Consider the following 24,645-nt stretch of genomic DNA (forward strand, 5'->3'; position numbering starts at 1 on the left):
CACTGCCACGCCCGTCTTCATTCCAAGACACCTGGTCCGATGCGCGAGACGAAATCGTCCCAGTAGCCGGGCAGCGTCTCCCAGGCGTCGCCGTCGCGGTCGCGGCGGTCGGTGAAGAAGACCGTCGCGGCGCCCTGCCAGCGGGCGATCCGCAGCGCCTCGTCGAGGTGGGTGGAGGGGACGCCGTGGACGAGGTGGCAGAACTTCTCGGGCGGGTGGTCGGCGGTCCACTGCGCCACCTGTGACCAGCGGTATTCGCACCACGGTCCGGCGAAGGTGATGAGCTGGTCCGCGGATTCGGCGTACCCCGGGTGCGGATGGGCGCCGTGGCCGAGGACGAGGTGGACGCCGTCCGCCAGACCGCGCAGCGCGGCGGCGGCGCGGCGGGTGACGGGCAGTTCGGCGCGGTCCAAAGGGGCGCGGTCCAGCAGGAATCCGTCGGTCTTGTACCACTCCAGGAAGCGGTGGGCGTCGGCGAGCAGCTCCCCGAAGGGCCGGGTGCCGTACCGCAGATCGAGATGTCCCAACAGGCGGACACCCGTCTCACGCAGCCGGGCGGCGGCGGGCAGACAGTGCGGATCGGGGCGCGCCCCCGGGCCCCGGGCGACGTCGAGGACCGCCCAGTGCACCGGGGCGACCGGGGCGTAGCCGGGCACCACGCCCGCCACGCCCCGGGGGGCCTCCCGGGGGGCGACGAACCCCCGGGAGACCCGCAGCAGTTCGGCCCACTCGGTGGGCGCGAGCAGCGGATGGGCGATGCCCGGGACGCCGACCCCGAAGGGCCCGTCACCGGTGGGGGCGCGGGTCGTGCCCGCGGTGGTCAGATGCGGCATGCGGCCTCCATCCAGATGTCGGCGAGGGATTCCTCCAGTCCGATCCGCGGCCGCCAGCCGAGCCGGTCCCGTGCGGTGCGCACATCGGCCTGCTGCCAGGTGCCGCAGCCGTCCGGGTAGGGGTAGGTGGGCGGCGCGGTGCCGTGCTCCGGCGACGGGCCCGGGATGATCAGGCGGGCGGGCGGCGAGTCCAGCTCGTGCAGCGCGCCACCGAACCCGGCGACCCGGGCCAGGACGGACGCGGCCTCCCGCAGCCGCACCGCGCGCCCGGTGCCGATGTTGACGACGCCCTGCGCGGCGGAGAGCGACGCGGCGTGCACCGCCCGCGCCACGTCCCGGACGTCGACGAAGTCCCGCTGGACGCCGAGCCCGCCGAGCTTCAGCTCACCGTCGCCGGACTGCATGGCGCGGCGCATCGCCTCCGCCAGCCGCCCCAGCGGCGAACCGGCGGGCGTGCCCGGCCCGACCGGCGAGAAGACCCGCAGCACGACCGCGTCGAGACCGGAGCCGAGGACGAGTTCGGTGGCGGCGAGCTTGCTGACGCCGTACGGACCGCCGGGGCGCGGCACCGCGTCCTCGGCGGTGGACGAACCGGGCTGCGAGGGTCCGTACTCGGAGGCGCAGCCGAGGTGGACCAGGCGGGCGCCGCAGCCGCTGCGCCGCAGCGCCTCGCAGATGGTGGCGACGGCCACGGTGTTGTGGCGGGTGAGGTCACGGGCGCCGCCGCGGGTGGCGCCGGAGCAGTTGACGACGACGCCGGGGTGGACGGCGTCGAGGAAGCGGGTGAGCGCGCCGGGACTGCCGGTGGCGAGGTCGAAGCGGACGTCGGCGTCGTCGCCGCGGCCCAGCACGGTCAGTTGGACGGCGGGGTCGGCGAGCAGGCGGTCGGCGACGTAGCGGCCGAGGTAGCCGTTGGCGCCGATGAGCAGGACCCTCATCGGGCGACCCCCTGGTGCTCACGGCATGCGGTCGGGTGGACGTTCATGTGTCGTGCTCCTCGTGGGACGGGGCGGTGGTGGTGTTCGGCCGCGGGCGGACGGCCGCCGCGGGACGGCGGCCCGGAGGGGGTCGTGGTCCGCGCCGGGGGCGGGGCCCGCGAGGTGAGAACGGGCGGGGCGCCGGTACCCGGGGCCGCCGGGCGGCGGCCGGGCCGGAGGGCTATTCGCCGGATCATGGCCGGGCCGCCTCCGACTGCCCCGGGGCCAGGTGGGCGCGGGCACCGGCGAGGACGCGCAGGGCGTACGCCAGGAGGCCGAGGGTGGTGGCGGCGCAGAGCACGGCCGGTACGGCGGCCGGGCCCGCGGCGGCGGTGAGCGCGTCCACCGGCCGGCCGAGCGCCCGCGCGCCCGGCAGCCATGCGGCGAGCGCCAGGGACAGCGCGAGGAATTCGCCGGCGGCGGCCACCGCGGGCCCGGCGAGGGCGGCGGCGGGGAAGCCGTGGACGGCCAGCAGCCGGGCGAGGAAGAGCAGCGTGCCCAGGGCGGTGACGGCGACGAGGACGGCGGGCGGATCGGCGGGCCCGCCGGTCAGCCGGCGGGCGCCGAGCAGCAGGGCGAGCTGGGCGGTGGCGTGCAGCAGGACGGCGCCGAGCAGCAACGGCCGTACCCGCGAGGCGAGTTCGCCCAGCCCGCGGCTGACGGCGAGGCCGCGCCGGGCGCGCCGCGCGAACCACCGGGCGAGCACCGCGGCGGGCGCCACACCGCAGGTCAGGGCGAGCGCGACGGCGCCGTCGGGGTGCGGGAGGCCGGGCCCCCCGGAGAGGAGTGCGGTCGACGGCGCGCCCCCGAGGAGGGCGTGACCGATGAGCCAGCCGACGGCGAGGACGGCGGCGTACGGACGCCCGTCCCGGCGGAGCCGCGGCGGACCGGCGCGCAGGCACAGCCGGAGTGCGAGCAGGACGAGGACGGCACCCGCGGCGGCGGTGGCGGGCCGGGCCAGGGGGTGCCCCGGGTGGACGGCGGCGACCGCGGCGAGGGTGGCCGCGCAGAGCGCGCCCGGCAGGAGCGGGAGGACGGCGCGTACGACCGCCCCGCGTCCGGCGGGCTCCGGGGGCGGCGCGGCGGCGACGCGCGCGCGGGGCACCCGGGCGTACAGCTCCTCGGCGAGCGAGAAGACGTCGCGGTGCCGGAAGCGGTGCGCGGTGCGGTCGGTGACACCGTGCGCCTCCAGACCGGCGGCGATCTCCAGCGGGTCGACGGCGTACGCACACAGCCGCCGGTGCCGGTGGAGCAACGCCCTTACGGGGTCGGCGGGTTGCGCGGGGGGCGTCTCCCGGGGCGAGCGGCCGGCCGGGGTGGCGGCCCGGGACGCGTACCTGGCAGCGGCCGCGTCCCGGGGCGGACCGGCAGGCGTCTCGCGGGGCGGGTGCCCGGCGGCGGGCTCCGGCCCGGACGGCGCCGTCTCCCTGCGGACGGCCGGGCGGCGGGCGGCGCGCCAGGCGGGGCCCGGGCGGCAGGGGCGTGCGGGGGTGCGGGAGGGCTCGCGGTCCGGGAAGTCCGTGCTCGGGGTCATCGCGTCTCTCCTCTCGTGACCGCCGGGCGGCGGCGCGGCCCGGCGGCCCAGCTCGGGGTGCGGTCGGTCGGGGGCGTACGGGGGACGGCGGTGCCCCGGCGGCCCGGGAGGTGGGTCTCGGCGGGGCGGGCGAAGGGGCGCGGGGTGCCGGGGCCGGGCTCCGGGCGGGCGTGGGCGAGGAGTTCGAGGTAGATGCCGCGGAAGGCGGTGAGGTGGCGTTCGGGGGTGAAGAGTTCCAGGGCCCGGGCGCGGGCGGCGGCACCGAGACGGGCACGGCGGGCCGGGTCGGCGAGGAGGGCGAGCACGGCGCCGGCGAGGGCGTCCGGGTCACCGGCGGGGACGACCAGACCGGTGCCGCCGATGACCTCGCAGACCGCCCCCGCGTCGGTGGAGACGGTGGCCCGGCCGCTGAACATCGCCTCCACCAGGGTGCGCGGGAAGCCCTCGTCGACGCTGGAGAGCACCACGACGGCGGCGGTGGCGTAGGCGTCGGCGACGGCGGGCGCCCCGGCCGGTTCCTCGAAGCGCACCGGGCGGGCGGGGCCGGGCCCCCGGGGGAAGAGCCGGTCGGCGAGGGCCCGGCAGTGGGCGAGGTAAGCACCCGCGTCGGGGGCGTCGCCGGGCCCGCCGACGATCCGCAGGGTGGCGCCCGGGACGGCGGCGCGGACCCGGGTGAAGGCGCGCAGCAGTCCGGTGAGGTCCTTGGCCGGTTCGACGGATCCGGCCCACACCAGGGTGGTGGCGCCGTCGGCCCGCGCCTCGGGCGTCCGGAGGAACGGCCCGGCGTCCACCCCGGGATGGACGGTGCGCAGCCGCTGCGGCGCCGCCCCGCACCGCTCCTGCCAGCGGCGGGCGTGGGCGGTGTCCGGGGTGATGAGCGTCGCGCGGGCGTACGTCTCGGTGGCGAGGGCCCGGTGGAAGGCGGCGAGGAGGGCGCGGGCCGGGGCGCCGAGCGGGGCGGTGGCCCGGTCGAGGTAGTGGGCGCGCAGCCCCGGGCCGTCCTCGGTGACCAGCAGCGGAGTGCCGAAGAAGCGTTTGGCCAGCAGCCCGGCGAGGGCGGTGGGGCCGGTGGCCGTGGCGTGGCAGAGGTCGACGGTGTCGAGGCCCGGCGCGCCGTCCCCGTACCAGTCGAGGGAGAGCGGGCGCAGCGCCGCGTCGAGGCGGGCGGTGACCGCGAGGAGGTCCGGGACCTGGGCGGCGTGCGCGGCGGGGAGTGCGCCGGGGGCGCGGCAGGCCCGCTCCAGCAGGCGCAGGGCGGCCTCGGAGCGGAGCAGCGCGGGCAGATCGGCGTGGTCGCGGGCGAGATCGGCGAGGCCGTGGAGACCGGCGGCGAAACGGTCCGCCTGGTCGGTGGTACCGGCCGGTCCGGCGGTGAGCGCGGCGGTGAGGTCGGTGAAGTGGCGGGCGAAGCGGCGGCGGGCGGAGCGGTCCATGGTGCGGCCCCGGCCGTCCGTACGGCGCCGCGCGGCGCCGGGCGCGGACCGGTGGCCCGCGGCGGGCAGGGCGAATTCCGTGAACTCGTGGCCGGGCAGCCCCTGGACGAGCCGGTCGTACCACCGCTGTGTGCCACGCGGCGCGCCGGGGCGTGCACCGTCGGTGAGCAGTCCGATGCGCACGTGTCCCCTCCCGTTCTCCGGTCTCGGCGTGTGTCGGTGCCCGGCGGGACGGTCCGGGCCGCCGGTCGCGGAACGACGCTACGCAAAAGGGCCGGTGGCGCGATGGACGGTTGTCCGTCGCGCCACCGGAAGGGGTGAACGGTCGTAACTTTCCGCCCCATGGGGCGTTCCCATGCGCTAAGCAGCGAGTTCGCGCCCGGGACGCCCGGGGGCCCGCCTCACCGACCGCCGGGATACGGCCAGGAGTTGGGGCGGCAGGTGGCGCCGTCCGTCGTCAGGAACTTCGTCTGCTGCATCATCACCGGCGCGAGCGCCCCGGAGCGGGAGCAGACCTCGTGGTTGTGGCCGAGCCGGTGGCCGACCTCGTGGTTGATGAGCATCTGGCGGTAGGCGTACATCTTGTCCGGCCCGTACGTCTTCGCGCCCTGGGCCCAGCGGTACGCGTTGATCATCACGCGCGGGGTCGCCGCCGAGTCGCACGAGACGTTGTCCTCGGAGGTGTCCAGGCCCGACTTGGCGCACCACACGTCGGTGGTGCCGGGGCTGGCCAGCGTGATGACGAAGTCGGCGTCGCCGGAGGCGACCCGCTCGAAGGTCCGGGTGCCGCCGTGCGCCCAGCTCCGGTCGTCGTTGAGGGTCTTGTGCACCGCGTCGGCGAACAGCTCGCCGTCCAGCGGCAGTCCGGTCTCCATGTCGACGCGGTAGCGGACGACGTGCCCGCGGCCGGGCGCCTTCGCGGCGCCGCCGACCGGGGTGAACTTCCCCGAGGCGGTCAGCTTCGCGTCCAGCGGGAACGGCTCGGCCATCCGCTGCGCGTACGTGGCGGGCTTGGCGTCCAGCGGCCGGTCCCCGGAGCGCGAGGCGCCCTCGTCCTGCGGGTCGGTGCGGTCCGGGCCGCCGCCCGCGTGGCCGGTGCCCTGCGGCCGCTGCTCGGCGACCTGACCGGCCACCACGACGGCGAGCACGGTGGTCACCGCGGCGGCCGCGACGCCGGTGACGGTCCGTCCGAGACCGCCCTTGCGGCCGTTCCCGGACGGCGGCGCGTCCGGCGCGGGCACACCTGCGCCGCCCCCGCCCTCGACCGAACGGGCCTCACTCTCCGGCCCCGTCGCCTCCCGCGCGAGGACCGCCGGACGGCCGCTGTCCGCAGGCCCGCCGGCCGGCGCCCCGGACACGTCCGGCGTGTCGAACGCCTCCAGGTACTCCCGCCGGGGCCCGCCGCCGGACGTCGCGTCCGCGCCGGGGCGGACCTCGGCGGTGGCGGGGTCCGGCAGCCGGACGTCCGGTTCGGCGCTGCGCGGGCGGGGCACCCGCGGCCCGGTGGCGGACACCCGGGACGCGGCGCGGCGCACGGCGGGCGGGCCGGGCGCCGACGCTCCCGGGACCGACGGCGGCAGCCCCCAGCCGCCGCCCGGCTCCCGCTGCTCGGGGTGGCCGCCGCGGACGCCCTCCCGTACGGGCCCCGGGTGCGGGCGGGCGGCGGTCTCCGCCAGGTGCGGCCGTTCGGCGTCGCCCGGTCCGCGCCTGCGGCGGCCGGTGCCCGGCTCCGCCGCGTGCGGCCCGGTCGCCGCCGTGTCGTTCCCGTCCTGCGTCCCGCCTCTGCGGCTGTGCCGTCCCACCGCTCCGTCAGCTCCTGCCCGTATCGGCCGCCGCCGTGTCGTCGATCAGTTCCCGGATGGCCCGCGCCACCGTCCGCGGGTACTCCATCATCGCCACGTGCCCGGCGTCGGGCAGTGTCACCAGCCGCGCCCCGCGGAAGGCGGCGGCGGCCCGCCGTGCCATCCGGTACCCGACGAGCCGGTCGCGCCCACCGTAGACGAGGAGCGTCGGCGCGAGCACCCGCTCCGCCTGCCGCCACAGACTGTGCTGCCCGCCGAGGGTGTAGGCGTTGACCAGCCCGCGGGCGGAGCGCTCCATCACCTCCCGGAAATACGGGAGTTCGAGCCGCTTGGTGTACTCGTCGACCGCGTCGCGGAAGCCGTCGGGGGTGACGTTGCGCGGGTCGCCGTAGCAGAGCGCCAGCACCGCGCGGGTGCGGTGCTCGGGCGTCCAGTCGCGGGTGAGGCGGGCGAAGAGGCGGGCCGTGCCGGGCACCGCGAGCAGCGCCGTGGGGACCGCCGTCCGCTGCGGCCGCAGCTCCGGCAGGGCCGGGGAGATCAGTGTCAGGGTGCGGACGAGGTCGGGCCGGGCGGCGGCCACCCGCGTCGCGGCGGCGCCGCCCATGGAGTTGCCGACGAGGTGGACCGGGCCGCGCCCGGCCGCGTCGAGGTGGCGGATGACCGCACGCGCCTGGGCCGCGACCGAGTAGTTGCCGTCGTCGGGCGGCGGCGCCTCACCGAAGCCGGGCAGGTCGAGCGCCTCGCCGTCGAGCCGGTCGGCGAGCAGCGGCATCAGCGCCGACCAGTTCCGCGAGGAGCCGCCGAGCCCGTGGACGTACAGCGCGGGCTCGCGCTCCGCCGCACCGGGGGCGGCGGCCGTCAGGGTCCGTACGCCGAGCGTCAGTCCGGGCAGCGGCACCAGCCGCAGCGTCTCGGCGGACTCCTGCGGACCGGGCCGCCCCGGACCACCGGGCGGCACCGGAAGGGCTGCGGTCCGGGTGTCGGGCGACTCGGTCGAAGACATGCCGTCGATGTTACGAGATGATCACGCGCGCATTGATGTGTTCGCGGTCACACACCGCATCGCGCCGCCGCATCCGCTCTTCTACGCTCGGTACCAAAGGCGCCCCGGCCGGAGGCCCGCCGCACCGGGCACCGAACCGCCCGCGGGCGAGGAAGGCACAGAGGTCCGAGAGAGTCCAGAGAGGGAACGCCATGCCGGTCGATCCGAGCGACCCGGACACCTTCGACGACGAGAACGCAAGCGGCTTCTCCGACGAGGCACCGGAGGCCGACGCCCAGGAACAGCACGCGGACGTCGCCCCCCGCCGCGACGAGACACCCGCCGGCGCCGACCTCGACACCGCGAACGAGGCGGACCGCGCCGAACAGTCCCGCATCGTGGAACTCAACGAAGACGAATACCGATGACCTGGGGCGTTATGTCACCTTCCGACAAGGGCCCGGACCGTAATTTCTCGGCTCGGACCGCGCACAGCCCGGTTACCCAAAAGTACGATGGCGGGCGCGGCGGGCGACCTTGTGCGCGCCGCGTACGGAACGACTTCTGGGAGGCAGCGTGAGCGCCATCGAGCAGACCGAGGCGGCGCGCCCGCGGGGCACACGACTGCCGCGCCGAGCACGGCGCAACCAGCTCCTGGGTGCGGCACAGGAAGTATTCGTCGCGCAGGGCTACCACGCCGCCGCGATGGACGACATCGCCGAGCGGGCGGGCGTCAGCAAGCCGGTGCTCTACCAGCACTTCCCGGGCAAGCTCGACCTCTACCTCGCCCTCCTCGACCAGCACTGCGAGGCGCTGCTGCACTCGGTGCGCACGGCGCTGGCGTCGACCAACGACAACAAGCAGCGCGTCGCGGCGACGATGGACGCCTACTTCGCCTACGTCGAGGATCCGGGCGGCGCGTTCCGGTTGGTCTTCGAGTCCGATCTGACCAACGAACCGGCGGTCCGCGAGCGGGTCGACAAGGTCTCCCTGGAGTGCGCCGAGGCGATCTGCACGGTGATCGCCGAGGACACCGGTCTCTCCCGGGACGAGTCGATGCTGCTGGCCGTGGGCCTCGGCGGCGTCTCGCAGGTGGTGGCGCGCTACTGGCTGGCGGCCGACAGCAAGGTCCCGCGGGACACCGCGGTGGGTCTGCTGACCTCCCTGGCGTGGAAGGGCATCGCCGGTTTCCCGCTGCACGGCATCGATCCCCACTGACCGTGTTCGCTCCCGGCGTGCCCCTCGGGCACCCTGCACCTCCCCGTACCGGGCTAATGTGTGCTGCGTACGGCGCGGACGCCCGCGCACCCAACTGACCGTCGGAGGGACATCAGCCGTGGAGGTCAAGATCGGCGTGCAGCACGCGCCCCGCGAGATCGTTCTCGAGAGCGCGCAGTCTGCCGAAGAGGTGGAGGGCGCCGTCGCCGACGCCCTGGGCGGCAAGTCGCCGCTGCTGAGCCTGGTGGACGAGCACGGCCGCAAGGTCCTCGTCCCGGCGGACCGGCTCGCCTATGTGGAGATCGGCGAGCAGGCGGTCCGCAAGGTCGGCTTCGGCGCACTCTGAGCCCCCGGCGCCCACCGGCGCCCGAGGCCCCACGACGGCGGCCGGGATTCCCCATCCCGGCCGCCGTCGGCGTTCCCGGACCGGCGCGGGGCTACGGCCCCGGGGCCACGCCCCCGTCTCTCCGGGCAGCCGGACCGTACGGGTTCCAGGCCCGCACCGCACCGGAGCAACGGGCCGTACGGGCCCCGGGCCCCCACCGCACCGGAGCAACGGGCCGTACGGGTTCCGAGTGACCACGCCGCACCGGCGCCGCCTCCCGAGACCCGCGCCCCCCAGGCCCGTGGGATTCCGCTTCCCCTTCCGCTTCCGGAACGGGCAGCCGCGGCCGCCGCGTCATCGCCCGCGCTCCGGGCCGGAACGGCGTCCCCTCGCGCCTCAGGCGTCCCCCCTCCCCCACCGGTTCGGCGGAACGGGGGGATGAGGGTTGCTGAGCGTGGCTGGTGGGTACCACCGCTACGACCGATTTGTTCGTCCGGTCGGTCGGGTTCGTCAGCCGTTGTTGCGCGGGAGGGAACACGCATGATCTGGGAAGCTCTGGGCGCCGTCGCCGTCGGTCTCGTCCTCTCCTTCGCCGCCACCCGCCGGCTGCCGGATCGTTTCCCGGCCCGCTCCCTGACACTGGCCACCGGCCCCGGCGCCGCGCTCCTCGGGGCGCTGCTGACGCACTCGATCCTCGGCCCGGGTCACCCCGTCCAGACGCTCGTCGCGGCCGTCGCCGTGGGCGCCGCGCTGCTCTCGCTGCTGCTCCGCCCGGCCCGCGGCGCCCTGCGCGGCTCGGCCCCCGCCTGACCGTCGGCACACAGGGAGCGGCCCCGGACCGATCGGTCCGGGGCCGCTCCCTGTGTCCGTCCGGGTACGCCGCTCAGGCGGCCAGCCCCAGGGCGGCCATCCGCTTGGTGTGCGCCTCGGTGATCCGGGAGAACATCCGGCCGACCTCGGCCAGGTCGAAGCCGTCGGCGACGCCGCCGACCAGCATCGTCGAGAGCGCGTCACGGTCGGCGACCACCCGCTGCGCCTGCGACAGCGCCTCGCCCATCAGCCGCCGCGCCCACAGCGCCAGCCGCCCGCCGACCCGCGGGTCCGCCTCGATCGCGGCGCGCACCTTCTCGACCGCGAAGGTGGCGTGTCCGGTGTCGTCCAGGACGGCCAGCACCAGGTCGCGGGTGTCGGAGTCCAGGCGGGCGGCGACCTCACGGTAGAAGTCACTGGCGATCGAGTCGCCGACGTACGCCTTGACCAGGCCCTCCAGCCAGTCCGACGGCGCGGTCTGGCGGTGGAACTCGTCCAGCGCGGCGGCGAACGGCTCCATCGCCTCGTTGGGCTCCGCCTCGATGTCGGCGAGGCGCTGCCGCAGCCGCTCGAAGTGGTGGAACTCCGCCGACGCCATCTTGGCCAGTTCGGCCTTGTCGTCCATGGTCGGCGCGAGCTTCGAGTCCTCCGCGAGCCGCTCGAAGGCGGACAGCTCGCCGTAGGCGAGGGCGCCCAGCAGGTCGATCACGGCGGCGCGGTAGTGCGGCTCGGCGGATGCCTCCGTCCAGTTCTGGGCGGCGATCCCGGTCGGTTCCGGCGCGTCGGCGGTGGCGGTGTCTGGCGTCTCCATGACCGGCACAATAGCCGCCGGGCCGCGCCCGCAGCGGCCGGGCCGCCGGGCCGCGCGGCGGGCTCCCTGCCGCCCGGGAGCGCGCCCCGGGGCGGCTTGTTCCCTTTCTCACTCAGACAAGCCTTCGGGTGTCCCGTCGCATCCGGGGTACAGTGGTAATGCGCCCGCCGAGTATCGGTGGGTCGTTCCACGCATGCGGATGCCCGGTCGGTGGCCCGATCGGCTCCAACCCGACCGCCCTCCCCCGCGGCGCGTACGCGACGTACGCATCAGCAGGAGGGACACCGCTCGCGGCAGGAGTGCCTGAGCGTTGGCAGTGGTCCCGCGCACCGTCGGCTTTGCAACCCGGCCCGTACACACCTCGTACGAAGCGCGGTACGACCCCCTTCGCCGCCTCACGCCGCGTCTCACAGAAGAGGCAAGATTCTGTCTACGTTCCGAGAGCTCGGGATTTTCCCCGAGACCGCCGAGGCCCTCGAAGCCGTCGGCATCGTTTCCCCCTTTCCCATCCAGGAGCTGACGCTCCCCGTCGCGCTCTCCGGCAGCGACGTCATCGGCCAGGCGAAGACCGGCACCGGTAAGACGCTGGGCTTCGGCCTGCCGCTGCTGGAGCGCGTCACCGTCCCCGCCGACGTCGAGGCGGGCCGGTCCACCCCCGAGGAGCTGACCGAGGCGCCGCAGGCGCTCGTCGTCGTCCCCACCCGCGAGCTGTGCCAGCAGGTCACCAACGACCTGCTCACCGCCGGCAAGGTGCGGAACGTCCGGGTGCTGGCGATCTACGGCGGCCGGGCGTACGAGCCGCAGGTCGAGGCGTTGCAGAAGGGCGTCGACGTCGTCGTCGGCACCCCGGGGCGCCTCCTCGACCTCGCGGGCCAGCGCAAGCTCGACCTGTCGAAGGTCCGCAGCCTGGTGCTGGACGAGGCCGACGAGATGCTGGACCTCGGCTTCCTGCCGGACGTCGAGCGGATCATCCAGCTCCTGCCGGCCAAGCGGCAGACGATGCTGTTCTCGGCCACCATGCCGGGTCAGGTCATCTCGCTGGCGCGCCGTTACATGTCGCAGCCCACGCACATCCGCGCCACCGCGCCGGACGACGAGGGCCAGACCGTCGCCAACACCACCCAGCACGTCTTCCGCGCGCACTCCCTGGACAAGCCGGAGATGGTCTCGCGGATCCTCCAGGCCGAGGGCCGGGGACTGGCGATGGTGTTCTGCCGGACGAAGCGGACCGCCGCCGACATCGCCGACCAGCTCGCGCGGCGCGGTTTCGCGTCCGGCGCGGTCCACGGCGACCTCGGCCAGGGCGCCCGCGAGCAGGCGCTGCGCGCCTTCCGCAACGGCAAGGTCGACGTCCTGGTCTGCACCGACGTCGCCGCCCGCGGTATCGACGTCGAGGGCGTGACGCACGTCATCAACTACCAGTCCCCCGAGGACGAGAAGACCTACCTGCACCGCATCGGCCGCACCGGCCGCGCGGGCGCCAAGGGCACCGCGGTCACCCTCGTCGACTGGGACGACATCCCGCGCTGGAAGCTGATCAACAAGGCGCTGGACCTGCCGTTCGACGAGCCGGAGGAGACGTACTCCACCTCGCCGCACCTCTACGAGCAGCTCCACATCCCGGCGGGCACCAAGGGCGTGCTGCCGCGCTCGGAGCGGACCCGCGCCGGGCTCGCCGCCGAGGAGGTCGAGGACCTCGGTGAGACCGGCGGCCGCGGCCGCGGGCGGGGCCAGGCCCCGGCGGCGACGGAGGAGCGCCCGCAGCGCACCCGCACGCCCCGCCAGCGGCGGCGCACCCGTGGCGGCACGGCCGTCGACGGCGCCGCGGCCCCGCAGGCGGACGCCGCTCTGGACACCGCGGAGGGCGCACCTGCCGAGGGCGGTGAGGCGCGCCAGCCGCGCCGTCGTCGCCGGACCCGCGGCCGGGCGGCCGAGGCCGTGACGCCGGTCGCGGACGCGCAGCCCGTGGCGCCCGTCGCCGAGGAGGCGGAGGCCGCCCCGGCGAAGCCGCGGCGGCGCCGGACGCGCGGCGCGAAGCCCGCCGAGGCACAGGCGCCGCAGGCCGCCGAGGCCGCGGTGGCGACCGTCGAGGCGCCCGCCGCCCCGGTCGCCGAGGAGGCGAAGCCGAAGCGCGCCCGGAAGACCGCCGCCGCGAAGGCCGCGGAGACCGCCGAAGGCGCCGAGGCCCCCGCCAAGCCGAAGCGGGCCCGTAAGACGGCCGCCGCGAAGGCCACCGAGGCCGTGGAGAGCGCCGAGGGCTCCGAGGCCCCCGCGAAGCCCAAGCGGACGCGGAAGACCGCCGCCGCGAAGGCCGCGGAGACCGCCGAAGGCGCCGAGGCCCCCGCCAAGCCCAAGCGGACGCGGAAGAGCGCCGCGGCCAAGACCGCGGAGGCGGCCGAGGCCGCCGCCGAGCCGGTCCGCCGCCGCACCCGCGCGAAGGCCCCGGCCGCCGAGGCGACGCCGGAGAGCTGATCCGCAGCACCCGGCCGACGGCCCGTTCCCGCCACCCGGCGGGGGCGGGCCGTCGGCGTGTACGGGGGGCGGCGGCCCGCCCAGGGCATCGGGGGCGCCCGTCCCACCGGCCGTCAGTACGTCCGAAAGACACCCGCCCACCGGCCACCGGCCCGCCCGGGACCCCACTCCCACCAGGGCACCGGCCCATCCGGGAGCGCCCGCCCACCGGCCGCCGGCCCGTCCGGAAGGCCCCGCCCACCGGGCGAACCCCGGGCCGCCGCGGGCCGCCGCACGCCGACGCCCCCGGTACGGGCGGATAGCCTCGGAGCCATGAGCAGCCCGCCGACACTCACGCTCCCGCCGTGCGCCAGCGCGCGGCGTCTCGTCACCACGCGCGGGGAGTTCGCCGCGCACGACGCCCTGCCCGAGCGGACGCCGCTGGGCACGGCACTGCTGGTCCCTGGTTTCACCGGCAGCAAGGAGGACTTCATCGGGCTGCTCGCGCCGCTCGCCGCCGCCGGGTTCCGGACGGTGGCGGTGGACGGCCGCGGCCAGTTCGAGTCGCCCGGCCCCCGGGACGTCGCCGCGTACACGCAGGACGCGCTGGCGCGGGACGTCCTGGCGCAGGCCCGTGCGCTGGGCGGCCCGGTGCATCTGCTGGGGCATTCGTTCGGCGGGCTGGTGAGCCGGGCGGCGGTGCTTGCGGACCCGGTGCCGTTCCGGTCGCTGACGATCCTCAGCTCCGGCCCGGCGGCCGTCGACCCGGCGCAGCAGATCCGCGTACGGATGCTGATCGACGCGCTCGGCTCGATGGACATGGCGGCGGTCTGGGCCGTCATGCAGTCGATGGAGCCGCCGGAGACGGCGGACGACGAGCCGCCGGAGATCGGTGACTTCATGCGACGGCGCTGGCTGGCGACCGTCCCCGAGCAGCTCATCGCCGCCGGGCGGCAGATGCTGGAGGAGCCGGACCGGGTCGACGAACTGGCCGCGGTGCCGCTCCCCAAGCATCTGGTCTCCGGCGTGGTGGACTACGCCTGGCCGGTGCCGCTGATCGACAAGATGGCGGTACGGCTGGCCGCCCGCCGCACGGTCATCGCGGACTCGGAGCACTCCCCCAACGCGGAACGCCCCGCCGAGACCGCCGCCGCGCTGGCCGCCTTCTGGGCCGAGCACTGAGCCGTTCCCCGGCCCGTACGGGCTGATCCTCCGGCCGTGCGAGCCGGTCGCCGCGGGCCCGGGCCGGTATCGGGCCGGGCCCGTTTTCCCCTCCTCACCAGCAAATACTTAGACCATCGAAAATTTTCTTTAGCGTAGGGAATGTTTGCAGGCGGCCAGGACGTTGGACAGGTCAGAAGCTCGGGCAGCGACGCCCGCGCTCGCCATCCATCAGTTCTCCAGCAGGAGGATCAGACGAAGGGAAGCCGTATGCGCTTCGAGATCATGCGCCTGGACGATGTCGACGGCACCGCCGTGGACAGCACCGTCGTGGACGCCGCCTCCGTCAACCGGATCGTGCAGCAGGCCGCCGCAATCGGCCAGCGCATCTACATCCGCCCGGCCGACACCGTCGCCGCCCGGTAACGCTGAAGCCGCCCCGCGCGGTGGATGCGGATGCGCCCCCGTACGGACATGCCGTACGGGGGCGCGACTGCGTCCGGAGCCGGTCAGGCGCCCTGGATGACCTGGGTGACGCCGTTGATGATCTGCTGCACGGCGAGCGCGGAGAGCATCATGCCGGCGAGCCGGGTCACCAGCACCACCCCGCCGTCCTTGATGACACGGATGACCAGCAGCGAGAACCGCATCGTCAGGTAGAGGACGATGTGGATCGCCACGATGGCGGTCCACACCGAGAGCTGCGCGGTGACGCCGTGGGCGTGCTGGACGGCGAGGATCACCGAGACGATCGCGCCGGGCCCCGCCAGCAGCGGCATGCCCAGCGGGACCAGCGCCACATTGACGTCCTTGGTCTGCGTCGGCTCCTCGGACTTGCCGGTGAGCAGGTTCAGCGCGACGAGCAGCAGGAGCAGCCCGCCCGCGATCATCAGGGCGGGCGTGCTGATGTGCAGCCGGCCCAGGATCTGGCGGCCGAAGACCCCGAAGACGGCGATGACGCAGAACGCGACGACCGCCGCCTGCCAGGCCATCCGGCGCTGGACCTTGGCGGGACGCCCGGCGGTCAGCCCCAGGAAGATCGGGGTGATCCCGGGGGGATCCATGATGACGAAAAGGGTCACGAAGAGAGTGCTGAAGGCAGCGACGTCGAACACGGTGATGAATGGCCTTGCGAAGGAGCGGAGGGGAACGGCGCACCGGCACGGCGGCGCGCGGACGCACCGCACAGGGGCGGGCGCCGGAAGGGAGAGGAACCGCCGGACTCCGGCGGCGGGGGCTCAGCCGCCCGCGCCGGGGACGGGGAAGGCGCCGGTGGCCCGGCGGACGATCTCGCCGTAGATCTCGGGGTCGGTGGTGTATTCACCGAGGTCGCAGCTCTTGCGCGTGCCGTGGTAGTCGCTGGAGCCCGTGGTCAGCAGCCCCAGCTCGGCGGCGAGCCCGCGCAGCCGGGCGCGGGTCGGCGCGTCGTGGTCCATGTGATCGACCTCGATGCCGTCGAGCCCGGCGGCGGCCAGCTCGGCGAGGGCACCCTCGGGCACACAGGCGCCGCGCTTGACGGCCGCGGGGTGCGCGACGACGGCGACGCCGCCCGCTTCCTTGATCAGCCGGAGCGCGGCGAACGGGTCCAGCTCGTGCTTGTCGACGTACGCACGGCCGTCGTTGGCCAGCCACTGCGCGGTGAACGCGTCGGAGACGGTGGGCACGACGCCCAGCTCGACCATGGCGGTGGCCACGTGCGGCCGCCCCACGGCACCGTCCCCGGCGATGGCGGCGACCCGCTCCCAGGTGATCGGAACGCCCAGCTCCCGCAGCTTGGCGACCATGCCCCGGGCGCGCGGCACCCGGTCGTCGCGGAGCAGCTCCCGCTCCCGGGCGAACGCGGGCTCGTCCGGGTCGAAGAGGTAGGCGAGCATGTGCAGCCCGGTGCCGTCGATCCGGCAGGACAGCTCGGCGCCGGTGACCAGCGTCAGCCCGGCGGGCAGCGCGGCGCGCGCCGCGGCGTGCCCGGCGACGGTGTCGTGGTCGGTCAGCGCGACGACGTCCAGCCCGCGGGCGGCGGCGCCCGCCACCAGCTCGGCGGGGGTGTCCGTACCGTCGGAGGCGGTGGAGTGGGTGTGCAGATCGATGCGCACGACGAACTCCTCCCTGCGCTACGGGACGGTGACCGGACGGCGCCCCGCTCGGGCGCCGTAGCGCACCGGAGGGCGTCGCGCCAAGGATACCGGCCCCGCGGAAGCCACCCGTCCGCCTCCCGGCGCCGACGGCGGCCGCACCCGCGACGGGGCCCGTACGCGCCCCGGGCCCGCCGCGCACGCGGGACGGCGGGCCGGGCTCAGGACAGGATGCGCGGGGAGAGCGCCCCGCACGGCAGCAGGTCCACCTCGGCGCCCGCCTCGCGCAGATCGGTCAGGACCAGTTCGTCGTACATCATCAGCCCGGACTGCTCGGGCCAGACGATCGCCCACAGCCACAGCCCGCGGGCCTCCCCGGCGAAGACCACACGGTCGGCCGGGGCGCCCTCGACGTGCCACATCGGCGTCGGGCGGCCGGAAGCGAGGACCTTGGTGTGCGGGGCACCGTCGACGCGCATACCGGGGCCGGGATCCGGGCCGTCGATCCCGGCGTAGCGGGCGCCGAGCCCCACGCCCAGCTCCTCGGCGATCAGCAGGAGTTCGCCGGGACCGCCGAGCGGACCGGGGCCGGAGCAGGCGACGGCGGTGGCGCGGCCGCCGCTGCGGTCGTCACCGGCGCAGGCCACCCCCGTGAAGAGCCAGCCGACCGGCAGCGGCCAGGGCATCCACACCGGCACCTGTGAGCGGTTCACGACAACGCTGAGAGCTTCGACGCTCGGTGGGACGACCGGCTGGAGCGGCTGCACGGTGCCGTGCACGGCGCACTGCCAGGAGTCGGAGAAGAGACCGGGCGCCCGGACGCGGCCACCGCACTTCGGGCAACTGGGTTCACCCCTCATAGGGACCCACGGTCCTCCAGGCGCGCGGCCGCGTCAAGGACGATCACCCGACCGGTCGGGACGCCCCTCGCCCCGGAGCGGTACGCGCCGAAGAGCCGCCGCGCGCCGGAGACCGGCCGCGCACGGGGCACCACCGCAGGCCACGGCCGCACGCGCCGCGCCCTCCGCCGCCCGGCACCGCACGTGAGGCGCCTCACGACAGATCCGCACCACCGCGCAGCGGGTCCCGCAGGTCCGTGCCCTGCGCCAGCCACCGCTCCTGGAGCGCCTCCGCGCCGTGCACCCGCTTCCACGCCGCCTCGTTGGGCGTCATCGGCAGCAGCGGCAGGAAGCGCACCGGATCCAGCGGCGCGTCCAGCTCCAGATCCTCGACGAGCCCCCCGGACGCGGCGACCAGTACGGAGGTGAAACCGGCGCCCGGCCACAGCGGCTCCCCGGTGTCCAAGGAGGCGCCCGGTGCCACCACCACGCCCTCGACCTGCGGCGACGCGGCGAGTACGGCGAGCGGCCGCAGCACCTTGTCGATATCGGCGCGGCCCGGCCGCAGCGTGATCACCAACTCGGCGCGGGGCCCGGCCACCGGATCGGCGAACACCACCGACGGGGGCGCGCCCAGACCGGGCGCGGTGCCCGCCGGGTCCGTCATCGGATGCGCGGACATCCCGAGCGTGGCGTAGCGCACCACACCGTCGCCGACGAAGCGGAGCACCTCGATACGGTCGGTGCCGAGGAAGGTGACGGCGGCGCGGGCGTCCGGCTCGCCCAGGGCGGTGCGCAGCCGGGCTTCGACCAGATCGAGAACGTCAGACATGCCCGCGAGCATAGAGCGGGCCGGCGCGGCGCCGGACGGCCCGCCCCGCAGCCTCCGGCGCGGCCTCGGACGCGCCCTCGGACCCGTACGCGGGCATGCGGGAAAACGCCGTGAATCGGCTTCGTATCGAACAGGCAAAGCGGCGCGGTGGCACCACGGGCGGCTGATAGCCTGCCCTTTGGTCAGGGAATGACGTCGTCCCCCAGCGGGGACCGGCCGGAGGAGGTGGGGCTGCGGTGGATCCGAGTCGACCGTGCAGTACCGATAGTTCTCCTGTCATCCCTCTCGCGCAGCGAATCTTCTGAACGCCGAAGGCTTCCGTACCCCGCGGCCCAGCGGCGAAACATCGTGAAGTTCCTTCGCTCCGGACGGAGATGACGGAAGAGCGCCTTCGCCCCTCTGTTCCGTATCTCTCAGCGAATTCCTCGAATTCTCCGCGCGCCGTCAGTGCCCCGGCACGGAACGCCGCCCGCTTTGCGGACGTACGGCCGATGACGCCTCGTACGTCCACGTTCCGGGCTGCGTTACGCCCCGCGCACGCCGCTGACGGCCGGCCCGTGAAGGAGCTTGCCATGTCGATGATCCGTGACCTGCGCGCCGCCGTCCGTCCCTCCCGCCGCCGTGACGGCGCCGCCTTCGGCTACGAGAAGTCCGCTCCGTCCTGCGTGAACAGCGCCGTCGTCGACTGCGCCGTCTACCGCGAGGGCCGGCGGGTACGGGCCGCCTGCACCGCCGCCGAGGCCATGGCGAGCGTACGGAGCGAGGGCGGCTTCGCCTGGATCGGGCTGCACGAGCCGTCGGAGGCCGAATTCGCCGGTATCGCCGCGGAGTTCGGGCTGCACCCGCTCGCCGTCGAGGACGCCGTCCACGCCCATCAGCGGCCGAAGCTGGAGCGGTACGACGACACCCTCTTCACGGTGTTCAAGACCGTGCACTACGTCGAGCACGCGGAGCTGACCTCGACCAGCGAGGTCGTGGAGACCGGCGAGGTGATGTGCTTCACCGGGCGGGACTTCATCGTCACCGTCCGGCACGGCGGGCAGGGCTCGCTGCGGGCGCTGCGCCACCGGCTCCAGGACGACCCGGAGCTGCTGGCCAAGGGCCCGTCGGCGGTGCTGCACGCCATCGCCGACCAGGTCGTCGACGGGTACATCGCGGTCGCGGGCGCGGTGCAGGACGACATCGACGAGGTGGAGATCGACGTCTTCAGCTCGGGTGCCGGGCGGGGCGGGACGCGGGGCGGCGACGCCGGGCGGATCTACCAACTCAAGCGTGAGGTGCTGGAGTTCAAGCGGGCGGTGTCGCCGCTGCTGCGGCCGTTGCAACTGCTGAGCGAGCGTCCGATGCGGCCCGTCGACTCCGACATCCAGAAGTACTTCCGCGACGTCGCCGACCACCTGGCGCGCGTCAACGAGCAGGTGCTCTCCTTCGACGACCTGCTCAACTCCATCCTCCAGGCCAACCTGGCGCAGGCGGCCGTCGCGCAGAACGAGGACATGCGCAAGATCACCTCGTGGGCCGCGATCTTCGCCGTGCCCACGATGATCGCCGGGATCTACGGCATGAACTTCAACAACATGCCGGAGCTGCACTGGAAGTACGGCTATCCGGCGGTGCTGGTGGCGACCGTCGCGCTCTGCTTCGGCATCCACCGCGGCTTCAAGCGCAACGGCTGGCTCTGACGGCGGCCCGGGGCGCGGGTGACCGGCCCATTAGGCTGACGGACATGACATCGACCCCGTCGCAGGCGCTCCAGGACCGCGCGCTCATCGAAGAGGCCACGAAGAAGTCCGGGCTGATCTGGGTGCGGGGTGCCACCGGCCCGTCCCGGGCGCTGTGGCATCTGTGGGTGGACGGCGCGGCGTGCCTGGTCGGGGACGGTGCGGGCGAGCAGCCGCTGGCGGATCTGGGGCTGACCGACGGCGGCACCGCGACGGTCACCGTCCGCAGCAAGGACAAGGGCGGCCGTCTCGTGGCGTGGCGGGCGCGCGTCGTGGAGACGGCGCCGGACGGTGAGGCGTGGCGCACCGCCGTCGACGAGCTGAAGGGCAAGCGGCTCAACGCGCCGGACGCTCAGACGCTCGTGGAGCGCTGGGCGGCCGAGTGCCGGGTGCTGCGGCTGGAGCCGGTCGGCGCCGAGCAGCGCCCCGGCGCGATGCCGGACGACGCCCACGCCGCTCCGCCGCTGCCCTCCCCCGCGATCACCCGCCGCCCGGTCCCGGCGGCGCTGCCCAAGCTGCTGCGGCGGGGGCGTAAGGGCTGAGGCGGCGGCGGGGAGCGGCCCCGGCGAGGGGCGCGGCCCCGTCGTCGGTGGCGGGCCGGCGGCCTCCGGCGCGGCCCGCCGCCCGGCGCCGTTCACGGTCCGCCGCGGTCACCGGAGCTGCCCCGCCCTCACCCCGCCGACGGCGCCGAGACCTGCTTGCCGTAGTCGACGATCTGGTCCTGGGCCGGGGGCTTGAGGGAGACGCCCTTGTCCCAGTCGTCGAAGCGGACCGTGCCCGCGTCGCCGCCGCGTTCCAGGCGGAGGGGGTAGGGCTCGCCCTCCAGGGAGACGTCGAGGGTGCCGCCGGTGCCGCCGCCGCCCGCGACGCGGATGGTCTTGACGCCGCCGACGGTGGCGTGGTCGCCGGTGGCGAGCTTGCCGCGCAGGGTGAGCAGGCTCCCCAGCAGGTCGTGCTTGTCGGTGAAGCCGCTGAAGCGTTTGTAGACCGGGTCGGCGGCGGGCACCTTGACGTACTTGCCGCCGAGCTTGTCCGCCGCCGCCGCGTCGTTCCCGCCGCCCGCCTTCTCTCCCGCCCAGAACGCGGCGTCCGCCTTGAGGTAGAGCGCGTCGCCGACCCGCAGCAGCGCGAACGTCGACTTACGGGTGGTCAGTTCACCCTTGGCGCCGTCACCGGTGAGGTGCATGTCCAGCTTGTAGGTGGCGCCCTGGCTGACGAAGCTGCCGGAGAGGCGGACCGTACCGGCGCTCTCCGCCGCCGCCCGCGCCTTCGCCTCGATGGTGGTGGCGGACAGTTTGCCGACGCCGTTCGTCCCGGCGTCCGGGTCCTCGGCGCATCCCGTCAGCGCCATGGCCAGGCCCGCGCCCACCGCCCCCAGGAGCGCCGTCCGCCCCGCGCGACGGGCGGCGGTCACGGGTCGGGGGCCGGGCCCCAGGGGGGTTGCACTCACGTCGGTTCTGCCTCCTGTTACGGGTGACCTCGACAGCAGAACGGCAGCGTACCGGTCCCGCGGGGGCGCTCCGGCGCCCGCGCCGTCCGCCGCCGGACGGGCCGCTCGCCGGGGCGCGGACGAGCCGGGCGCGTTAGCCTGAACCCGGATTGACGCTTTTGTACAGAAATCTGCCCTCGTCCGACCGGCCGGAGAACGAAAGGCGCGCTGCATGGCGGTGGTGACTCCCCGGGTCTTCGTCTCACACCTGTCCGGCGTCGCCGTCTTCGACCCCAACGGCGACCAGGTCGGACGCGTCCGCGACCTGGTCGCGATGTTGCGGACGAAGGGCAGCGGCACCCGCGAGGGCCGTCCGCCCCGGCTGCTCGGACTGGTCGTCGAGGTCGCCCAGCGGCGCCGGGTCTTCCTGCCGATGACCCGGGTGACGGGTGTGGAGTCCGGACAGGTCGTCACCACCGGCGTGATCAACATGCGCCGCTTCGAGCAGCGCGCCTCCGAGACGCTGGTCCTCGGCGAACTCCTCGACCGCCGGGTGCGGCTGGTGGAGACCGGCGAGGAGGTCACCGTCCTCGACATCGGCATCATCCAGCTCCCGGCCCGCCGCGACTGGGAGATCGACAAGGTCTTCGTCCGGCGGGGCAAGGGCGGGGCGCTGCGCCGTAAGGGTGAGGCGCTGACGGTCGAGTGGTCGGCGGTGACCGGGTTCTCGCTGGAGGAGCACGGGCAGGGCGCGGAGAACCTGGTCGCCACCTTCGAGCAGCTACGCCCCGCCGACCTCGCCGGCGTACTGCACCATCTGTCACCCAAACGCCGCGCCGAGGTCGCCTCCGCTCTCGACGACGACCGGCTCGCCGACGTCCTGGAGGAGCTGCCCGAGGACGACCAGGTCGAGATCCTCGGCAAGCTGAAGGAGCAGCGCCGCGCCGACGTCCTGGAGGCGATGGACCCGGACGACGCCGCCGACCTCCTCTCCGAACTCCCCGAGGAGGAGAAGGAGCGGCTGCTGACGCTGATGCGCCCGGAGGACGCCGCGGACGTCCGGCGTCTGATGGCGTACGAGGAGCGCACCGCGGGCGGACTGATGACGACGGAGCCGATCGTGCTGCGGCCGGACGCGACGGTCGCGTACGCGCTGGCCCGGGTGCGCGATCCGGACCTCTCTCCCGCGCTCGCCGCCCAGATCTACGTCTGCCGGCCGCCCGACGAGACGCCGACGGGGAAGTTCCTCGGCCTGGTGCACTTCCAGCGGCTGCTGCGCGATCCGCCGTTCACGCTGGTCAGCTCGATCGCCGACACCGATCTGCCGCCGCTGCCGCCGGACGCCACCCTGCCCGAGGTGACCCGCTACCTGGCGACGTACAACCTCGTCTCCGCGCCCGTCGTCGACGACAGCGGCGCGCTGCTGGGCGCCGTCACCGTCGACGACGTCCTCGATCACCTGCTGCCGGACGACTGGCGGGAGACGGAGCTGCACGGCGAGGAAGCGCCCGCCGGCGAACGGCCCGAGGACGACGGGCGGGCGCCGGAGGTGGACCATGGGGCCTGAGGAGCGGGACGGTGTCCGGGCGCGGGCGAACGGTTCGTCGGCGCTGCGGCGCGGCGCGAACGAGCGGCCGCGGGTCCGCCTCGACCAGCCGCGGATGCCGCGCCGCACCCTGCTGCCGGAGTACGACCCGGACGCGTTCGGGCGGCTGTCGGAGAAGATCGCCCGCTTCCTGGGCACCGGCCGCTTCCTCGTCTGGATGACGGTCACCATCGTGTTGTGGATCGGCTGGAACGTCGCCGTGCCGGCGGCGCTGCGGTTCGACCAGTACCCGTTCATCTTCCTGACGCTGGCGCTCTCCCTCCAGGCGTCGTACGCGGCGCCGCTGATCCTGCTGGCGCAGAACCGCCAGGACGACCGCGACCGCGTCACGCACGAGCAGGACCGCAGCCGTAACGAGCGGTCGATCGCCGACACCGAGTACCTGACGCGGGAGATCGCGGCGCTCCGCCTCGGACTCGGCGAGGTCGCCACCCGCGACTGGATCCGCTCCGAGCTGGCCGAGCTGATCAGGGAGCTGGAGACGCAGCGGCCGGACGGCGCGGAGCGTGACGAACGCGACCGCTGAACGGGCTTTCCGCCACAGGCCTACCCCGCCGTAATATCGGGGCATGGCTACCGACACGCCCCCAGGCGCCGCACCGAGCGAGGACGCGGTCCGCGAAGCGCTCGCGACGGTGAACGACCCCGAGATCCACCGCCCCATCACCGAACTGGGGATGGTCAAATCGGTGGACATCGCGGCGGACGGCGCGGTGGCGGTCGTCGTCTACCTCACCGTCTCCGGCTGCCCGATGCGCGAGACGATCACTTCCGGCGTCCGGGACGCGGTCGCCCGCGTCGACGGCGTCACCGGCGTGAGCGTCGAGCTGGACGTGATGAGCGACGAGCAGCGCAAGGAGCTGGCGGCGGCGCTGCGCGGCACCACCGCCGAGCGTGAGGTGCCGTTCGCCAAGCCCGGTTCGCTCACGCGCGTCTACGCGGTCGCCTCCGGCAAGGGCGGCGTCGGCAAGTCGTCGGTGACGGTCAACCTCGCCGCGGCGATGGCGGCGGACGGGCTGAAGGTCGGCGTCGTGGACGCCGACATCTACGGCCACTCCGTCCCGCGGATGCTGGGCGCCGACGGCCGTCCCACCCAGGTCGAGAACATGATCATGCCGCCGTCGGCGAACGGCGTGAAGGTCATCTCGATCGGCATGTTCACGCCCGGCAACGCCCCGGTCGTCTGGCGCGGCCCGATGCTGCACCGCGCCCTCCAGCAGTTCCTCGCCGACGTCTACTGGGGCGACCTCGACGTCCTCCTCCTCGACCTGCCGCCCGGCACCGGCGACATCGCGATCTCCGTGGCGCAGCTCGTCCCCAACGCCGAGATCCTGGTCGTCACCACGCCCCAGCAGGCGGCGGCGGAGGTCGCCGAGCGGGCCGGGTCGATCGCGGTGCAGACCCACCAGAAGATCGTCGGCGTGGTCGAGAACATGTCCGGGCTGCCGTGCCCGCACTGCGACGAGATGGTCGACGTGTTCGGCACCGGCGGCGGCGAGCGGGTCGCCGAGGGGCTGACGAAGACGACCGGCGCGCAGGTGCCGGTGCTCGGCTCCATCCCGATCGACGTCCGGCTGCGCGAGGGCGGCGACGAGGGCAGGCCGGTGGTCCTCAGCGACCCCGACTCCCCCGCCGGCGCCGCGATCCGCGCCATCGCCGGCAAGCTCGGTGGCCGTCAGCGCGGTCTCCAGGGCATGTCGCTGGGGATCACCCCGCGCAACAAGTTCTGAGCCGCGGCGGGCCGCCCGCAGCACCGCCGAGGGGGCGGACCGGAAACTTCCGGTCCGCCCCCTCGGCGGTGCTGCGGTG

24 protein-coding genes are annotated in these 24,645 nt (G+C 75.0%); 12 read left to right on the forward strand and 12 right to left on the reverse strand.

The window, feature by feature from the left end:
• Positions 1-17: 17 nt before the first annotated feature.
• The 6 genes from ACGH2B_RS07930 to ACGH2B_RS07955 all read right to left on the reverse strand — a co-directional run bounded on the left by ACGH2B_RS07930 (position 18) and on the right by ACGH2B_RS07955 (position 7,582).
• Positions 18-833, reverse strand: a complete 816-nt coding sequence (locus ACGH2B_RS07930) for a spherulation-specific family 4 protein (RefSeq protein ID WP_399086190.1) — start codon at positions 831-833, stop codon at positions 18-20.
• Positions 821-1,771, reverse strand: coding sequence for an NAD-dependent epimerase/dehydratase family protein (locus ACGH2B_RS07935; RefSeq protein WP_399086193.1), 951 nt, complete (start codon positions 1,769-1,771; stop codon positions 821-823). Before ACGH2B_RS07935 ends, ACGH2B_RS07930 begins: the two co-directional genes overlap by 13 nt.
• A 232-nt stretch (positions 1,772-2,003) precedes the next feature.
• Positions 2,004-3,344, reverse strand: coding sequence for a hypothetical protein (locus ACGH2B_RS07940; RefSeq protein WP_399086196.1), 1,341 nt, complete (start codon positions 3,342-3,344; stop codon positions 2,004-2,006).
• Positions 3,341-4,960, reverse strand: a complete 1,620-nt coding sequence (locus ACGH2B_RS07945; protein ID WP_399086199.1) for a glycosyltransferase — start codon at positions 4,958-4,960, stop codon at positions 3,341-3,343. Before ACGH2B_RS07945 ends, ACGH2B_RS07940 begins: the two co-directional genes overlap by 4 nt.
• Before the next feature lie 218 nt (positions 4,961-5,178).
• Complete coding sequence (locus ACGH2B_RS07950) at positions 5,179-6,579, reverse strand: DUF3152 domain-containing protein (protein WP_399086202.1); 1,401 nt, start codon at positions 6,577-6,579, stop codon at positions 5,179-5,181.
• A gap of 7 nt (positions 6,580-6,586) precedes the next feature.
• Entirely contained in the window at positions 6,587-7,582 is a 996-nt protein-coding gene (locus ACGH2B_RS07955; protein WP_399086205.1) for an alpha/beta fold hydrolase, read from the reverse strand.
• Between the two features lie 191 nt (positions 7,583-7,773).
• Here ACGH2B_RS07955 and ACGH2B_RS07960 point away from each other — a divergent pair, with 191 nt between their 5' ends.
• From ACGH2B_RS07960 to ACGH2B_RS07975, 4 genes are all read left to right on the forward strand, one after another.
• On the forward strand, positions 7,774-7,989 hold the full coding sequence (locus ACGH2B_RS07960; RefSeq protein WP_399086208.1) for a hypothetical protein: 216 nt from the start codon (positions 7,774-7,776) through the stop codon (positions 7,987-7,989).
• Between the two features lie 148 nt (positions 7,990-8,137).
• Complete coding sequence (locus ACGH2B_RS07965) at positions 8,138-8,779, forward strand: TetR/AcrR family transcriptional regulator (protein WP_399086210.1); 642 nt, start codon at positions 8,138-8,140, stop codon at positions 8,777-8,779.
• Positions 8,780-8,897: 118 nt separating this feature from the next.
• Entirely contained in the window at positions 8,898-9,125 is a 228-nt protein-coding gene (locus tag ACGH2B_RS07970) for a DUF3107 domain-containing protein (RefSeq protein WP_399086213.1), read from the forward strand.
• Positions 9,126-9,644: 519 nt separating this feature from the next.
• Complete coding sequence (locus ACGH2B_RS07975; RefSeq protein ID WP_399086216.1) at positions 9,645-9,914, forward strand: hypothetical protein; 270 nt, start codon at positions 9,645-9,647, stop codon at positions 9,912-9,914.
• Between the two features lie 73 nt (positions 9,915-9,987).
• On the opposite strand, the gene ACGH2B_RS07980 is transcribed toward ACGH2B_RS07975, so the two are convergent.
• Positions 9,988-10,725, reverse strand: coding sequence for a ferritin-like fold-containing protein (locus tag ACGH2B_RS07980; RefSeq protein ID WP_399086219.1), 738 nt, complete (start codon positions 10,723-10,725; stop codon positions 9,988-9,990).
• 210 nt (positions 10,726-10,935) lie between these two features.
• On the opposite strand from ACGH2B_RS07980, the gene ACGH2B_RS07985 reads away from it, so the two are divergent.
• The 3 genes from ACGH2B_RS07985 to ACGH2B_RS07995 all read left to right on the forward strand — a co-directional run bounded on the left by ACGH2B_RS07985 (position 10,936) and on the right by ACGH2B_RS07995 (position 14,763).
• Positions 10,936-13,197, forward strand: coding sequence for a DEAD/DEAH box helicase (locus ACGH2B_RS07985; RefSeq protein ID WP_399086222.1), 2,262 nt, complete (start codon positions 10,936-10,938; stop codon positions 13,195-13,197).
• A gap of 312 nt (positions 13,198-13,509) precedes the next feature.
• Entirely contained in the window at positions 13,510-14,358 is an 849-nt protein-coding gene (locus tag ACGH2B_RS07990) for an alpha/beta hydrolase (protein WP_399086225.1), read from the forward strand.
• Between the two features lie 249 nt (positions 14,359-14,607).
• Positions 14,608-14,763 carry a hypothetical protein gene (locus tag ACGH2B_RS07995; protein ID WP_169750032.1) on the forward strand — a complete coding sequence of 52 codons (156 nt, stop codon included), beginning with the start codon at positions 14,608-14,610 and terminating at the stop codon, positions 14,761-14,763.
• Positions 14,764-14,846: 83 nt separating this feature from the next.
• Here the strand turns inward: ACGH2B_RS07995 and ACGH2B_RS08000 are convergent, their stop codons facing one another.
• The 4 genes from ACGH2B_RS08000 to ACGH2B_RS08015 form a co-directional block, all read right to left on the reverse strand.
• On the reverse strand, positions 14,847-15,452 hold the full coding sequence (locus tag ACGH2B_RS08000) for a MarC family protein (RefSeq protein WP_399086228.1): 606 nt from the start codon (positions 15,450-15,452) through the stop codon (positions 14,847-14,849).
• Between the two features lie 123 nt (positions 15,453-15,575).
• Positions 15,576-16,430 (reverse strand): PHP domain-containing protein, encoded by an 855-nt coding sequence (locus tag ACGH2B_RS08005; protein WP_399086231.1) that lies wholly within the window; start codon positions 16,428-16,430, stop codon positions 15,576-15,578.
• A gap of 200 nt (positions 16,431-16,630) precedes the next feature.
• Complete coding sequence (locus ACGH2B_RS08010) at positions 16,631-17,269, reverse strand: DUF6758 family protein (RefSeq protein WP_399086234.1); 639 nt, start codon at positions 17,267-17,269, stop codon at positions 16,631-16,633.
• A gap of 193 nt (positions 17,270-17,462) precedes the next feature.
• Positions 17,463-18,080, reverse strand: coding sequence for a suppressor of fused domain protein (locus ACGH2B_RS08015; RefSeq protein ID WP_399086237.1), 618 nt, complete (start codon positions 18,078-18,080; stop codon positions 17,463-17,465).
• A gap of 572 nt (positions 18,081-18,652) precedes the next feature.
• Between ACGH2B_RS08015 and ACGH2B_RS08020 the strand changes: the two genes are divergently transcribed.
• The gene (locus tag ACGH2B_RS08020) at positions 18,653-19,762 is read left to right on the forward strand and encodes a magnesium and cobalt transport protein CorA (RefSeq protein WP_399086240.1); all 1,110 of its coding nucleotides are present in this window, start codon (positions 18,653-18,655) and stop codon (positions 19,760-19,762) included.
• A 44-nt stretch (positions 19,763-19,806) separates the two neighbouring features.
• The gene (locus ACGH2B_RS08025; protein ID WP_399086243.1) at positions 19,807-20,343 is read left to right on the forward strand and encodes a hypothetical protein; all 537 of its coding nucleotides are present in this window, start codon (positions 19,807-19,809) and stop codon (positions 20,341-20,343) included.
• Between the two features lie 128 nt (positions 20,344-20,471).
• Here the strand turns inward: ACGH2B_RS08025 and ACGH2B_RS08030 are convergent, their stop codons facing one another.
• Positions 20,472-21,251 carry a hypothetical protein gene (locus tag ACGH2B_RS08030; RefSeq protein WP_399086246.1) on the reverse strand — a complete coding sequence of 260 codons (780 nt, stop codon included), beginning with the start codon at positions 21,249-21,251 and terminating at the stop codon, positions 20,472-20,474.
• A gap of 211 nt (positions 21,252-21,462) precedes the next feature.
• Between ACGH2B_RS08030 and ACGH2B_RS08035 the strand changes: the two genes are divergently transcribed.
• Genes ACGH2B_RS08035 through ACGH2B_RS08045 form a run of 3 tightly spaced genes read left to right on the forward strand, consistent with a single transcriptional unit; the run spans position 21,463 to position 24,566 of the window.
• Complete coding sequence (locus ACGH2B_RS08035; RefSeq protein ID WP_399086249.1) at positions 21,463-22,797, forward strand: magnesium transporter MgtE N-terminal domain-containing protein; 1,335 nt, start codon at positions 21,463-21,465, stop codon at positions 22,795-22,797.
• Entirely contained in the window at positions 22,787-23,362 is a 576-nt protein-coding gene (locus ACGH2B_RS08040; protein ID WP_399086252.1) for a DUF1003 domain-containing protein, read from the forward strand. Before ACGH2B_RS08035 ends, ACGH2B_RS08040 begins: the two co-directional genes overlap by 11 nt.
• Before the next feature lie 43 nt (positions 23,363-23,405).
• On the forward strand, positions 23,406-24,566 hold the full coding sequence (locus tag ACGH2B_RS08045) for an Mrp/NBP35 family ATP-binding protein (RefSeq protein WP_399086255.1): 1,161 nt from the start codon (positions 23,406-23,408) through the stop codon (positions 24,564-24,566).
• Positions 24,567-24,645: the final 79 nt, after the last annotated feature.

Source organism: Streptomyces sp. BBFR2, from assembly GCF_044497305.1.
GTDB lineage: Bacteria > Actinomycetota > Actinomycetes > Streptomycetales > Streptomycetaceae > Streptomyces.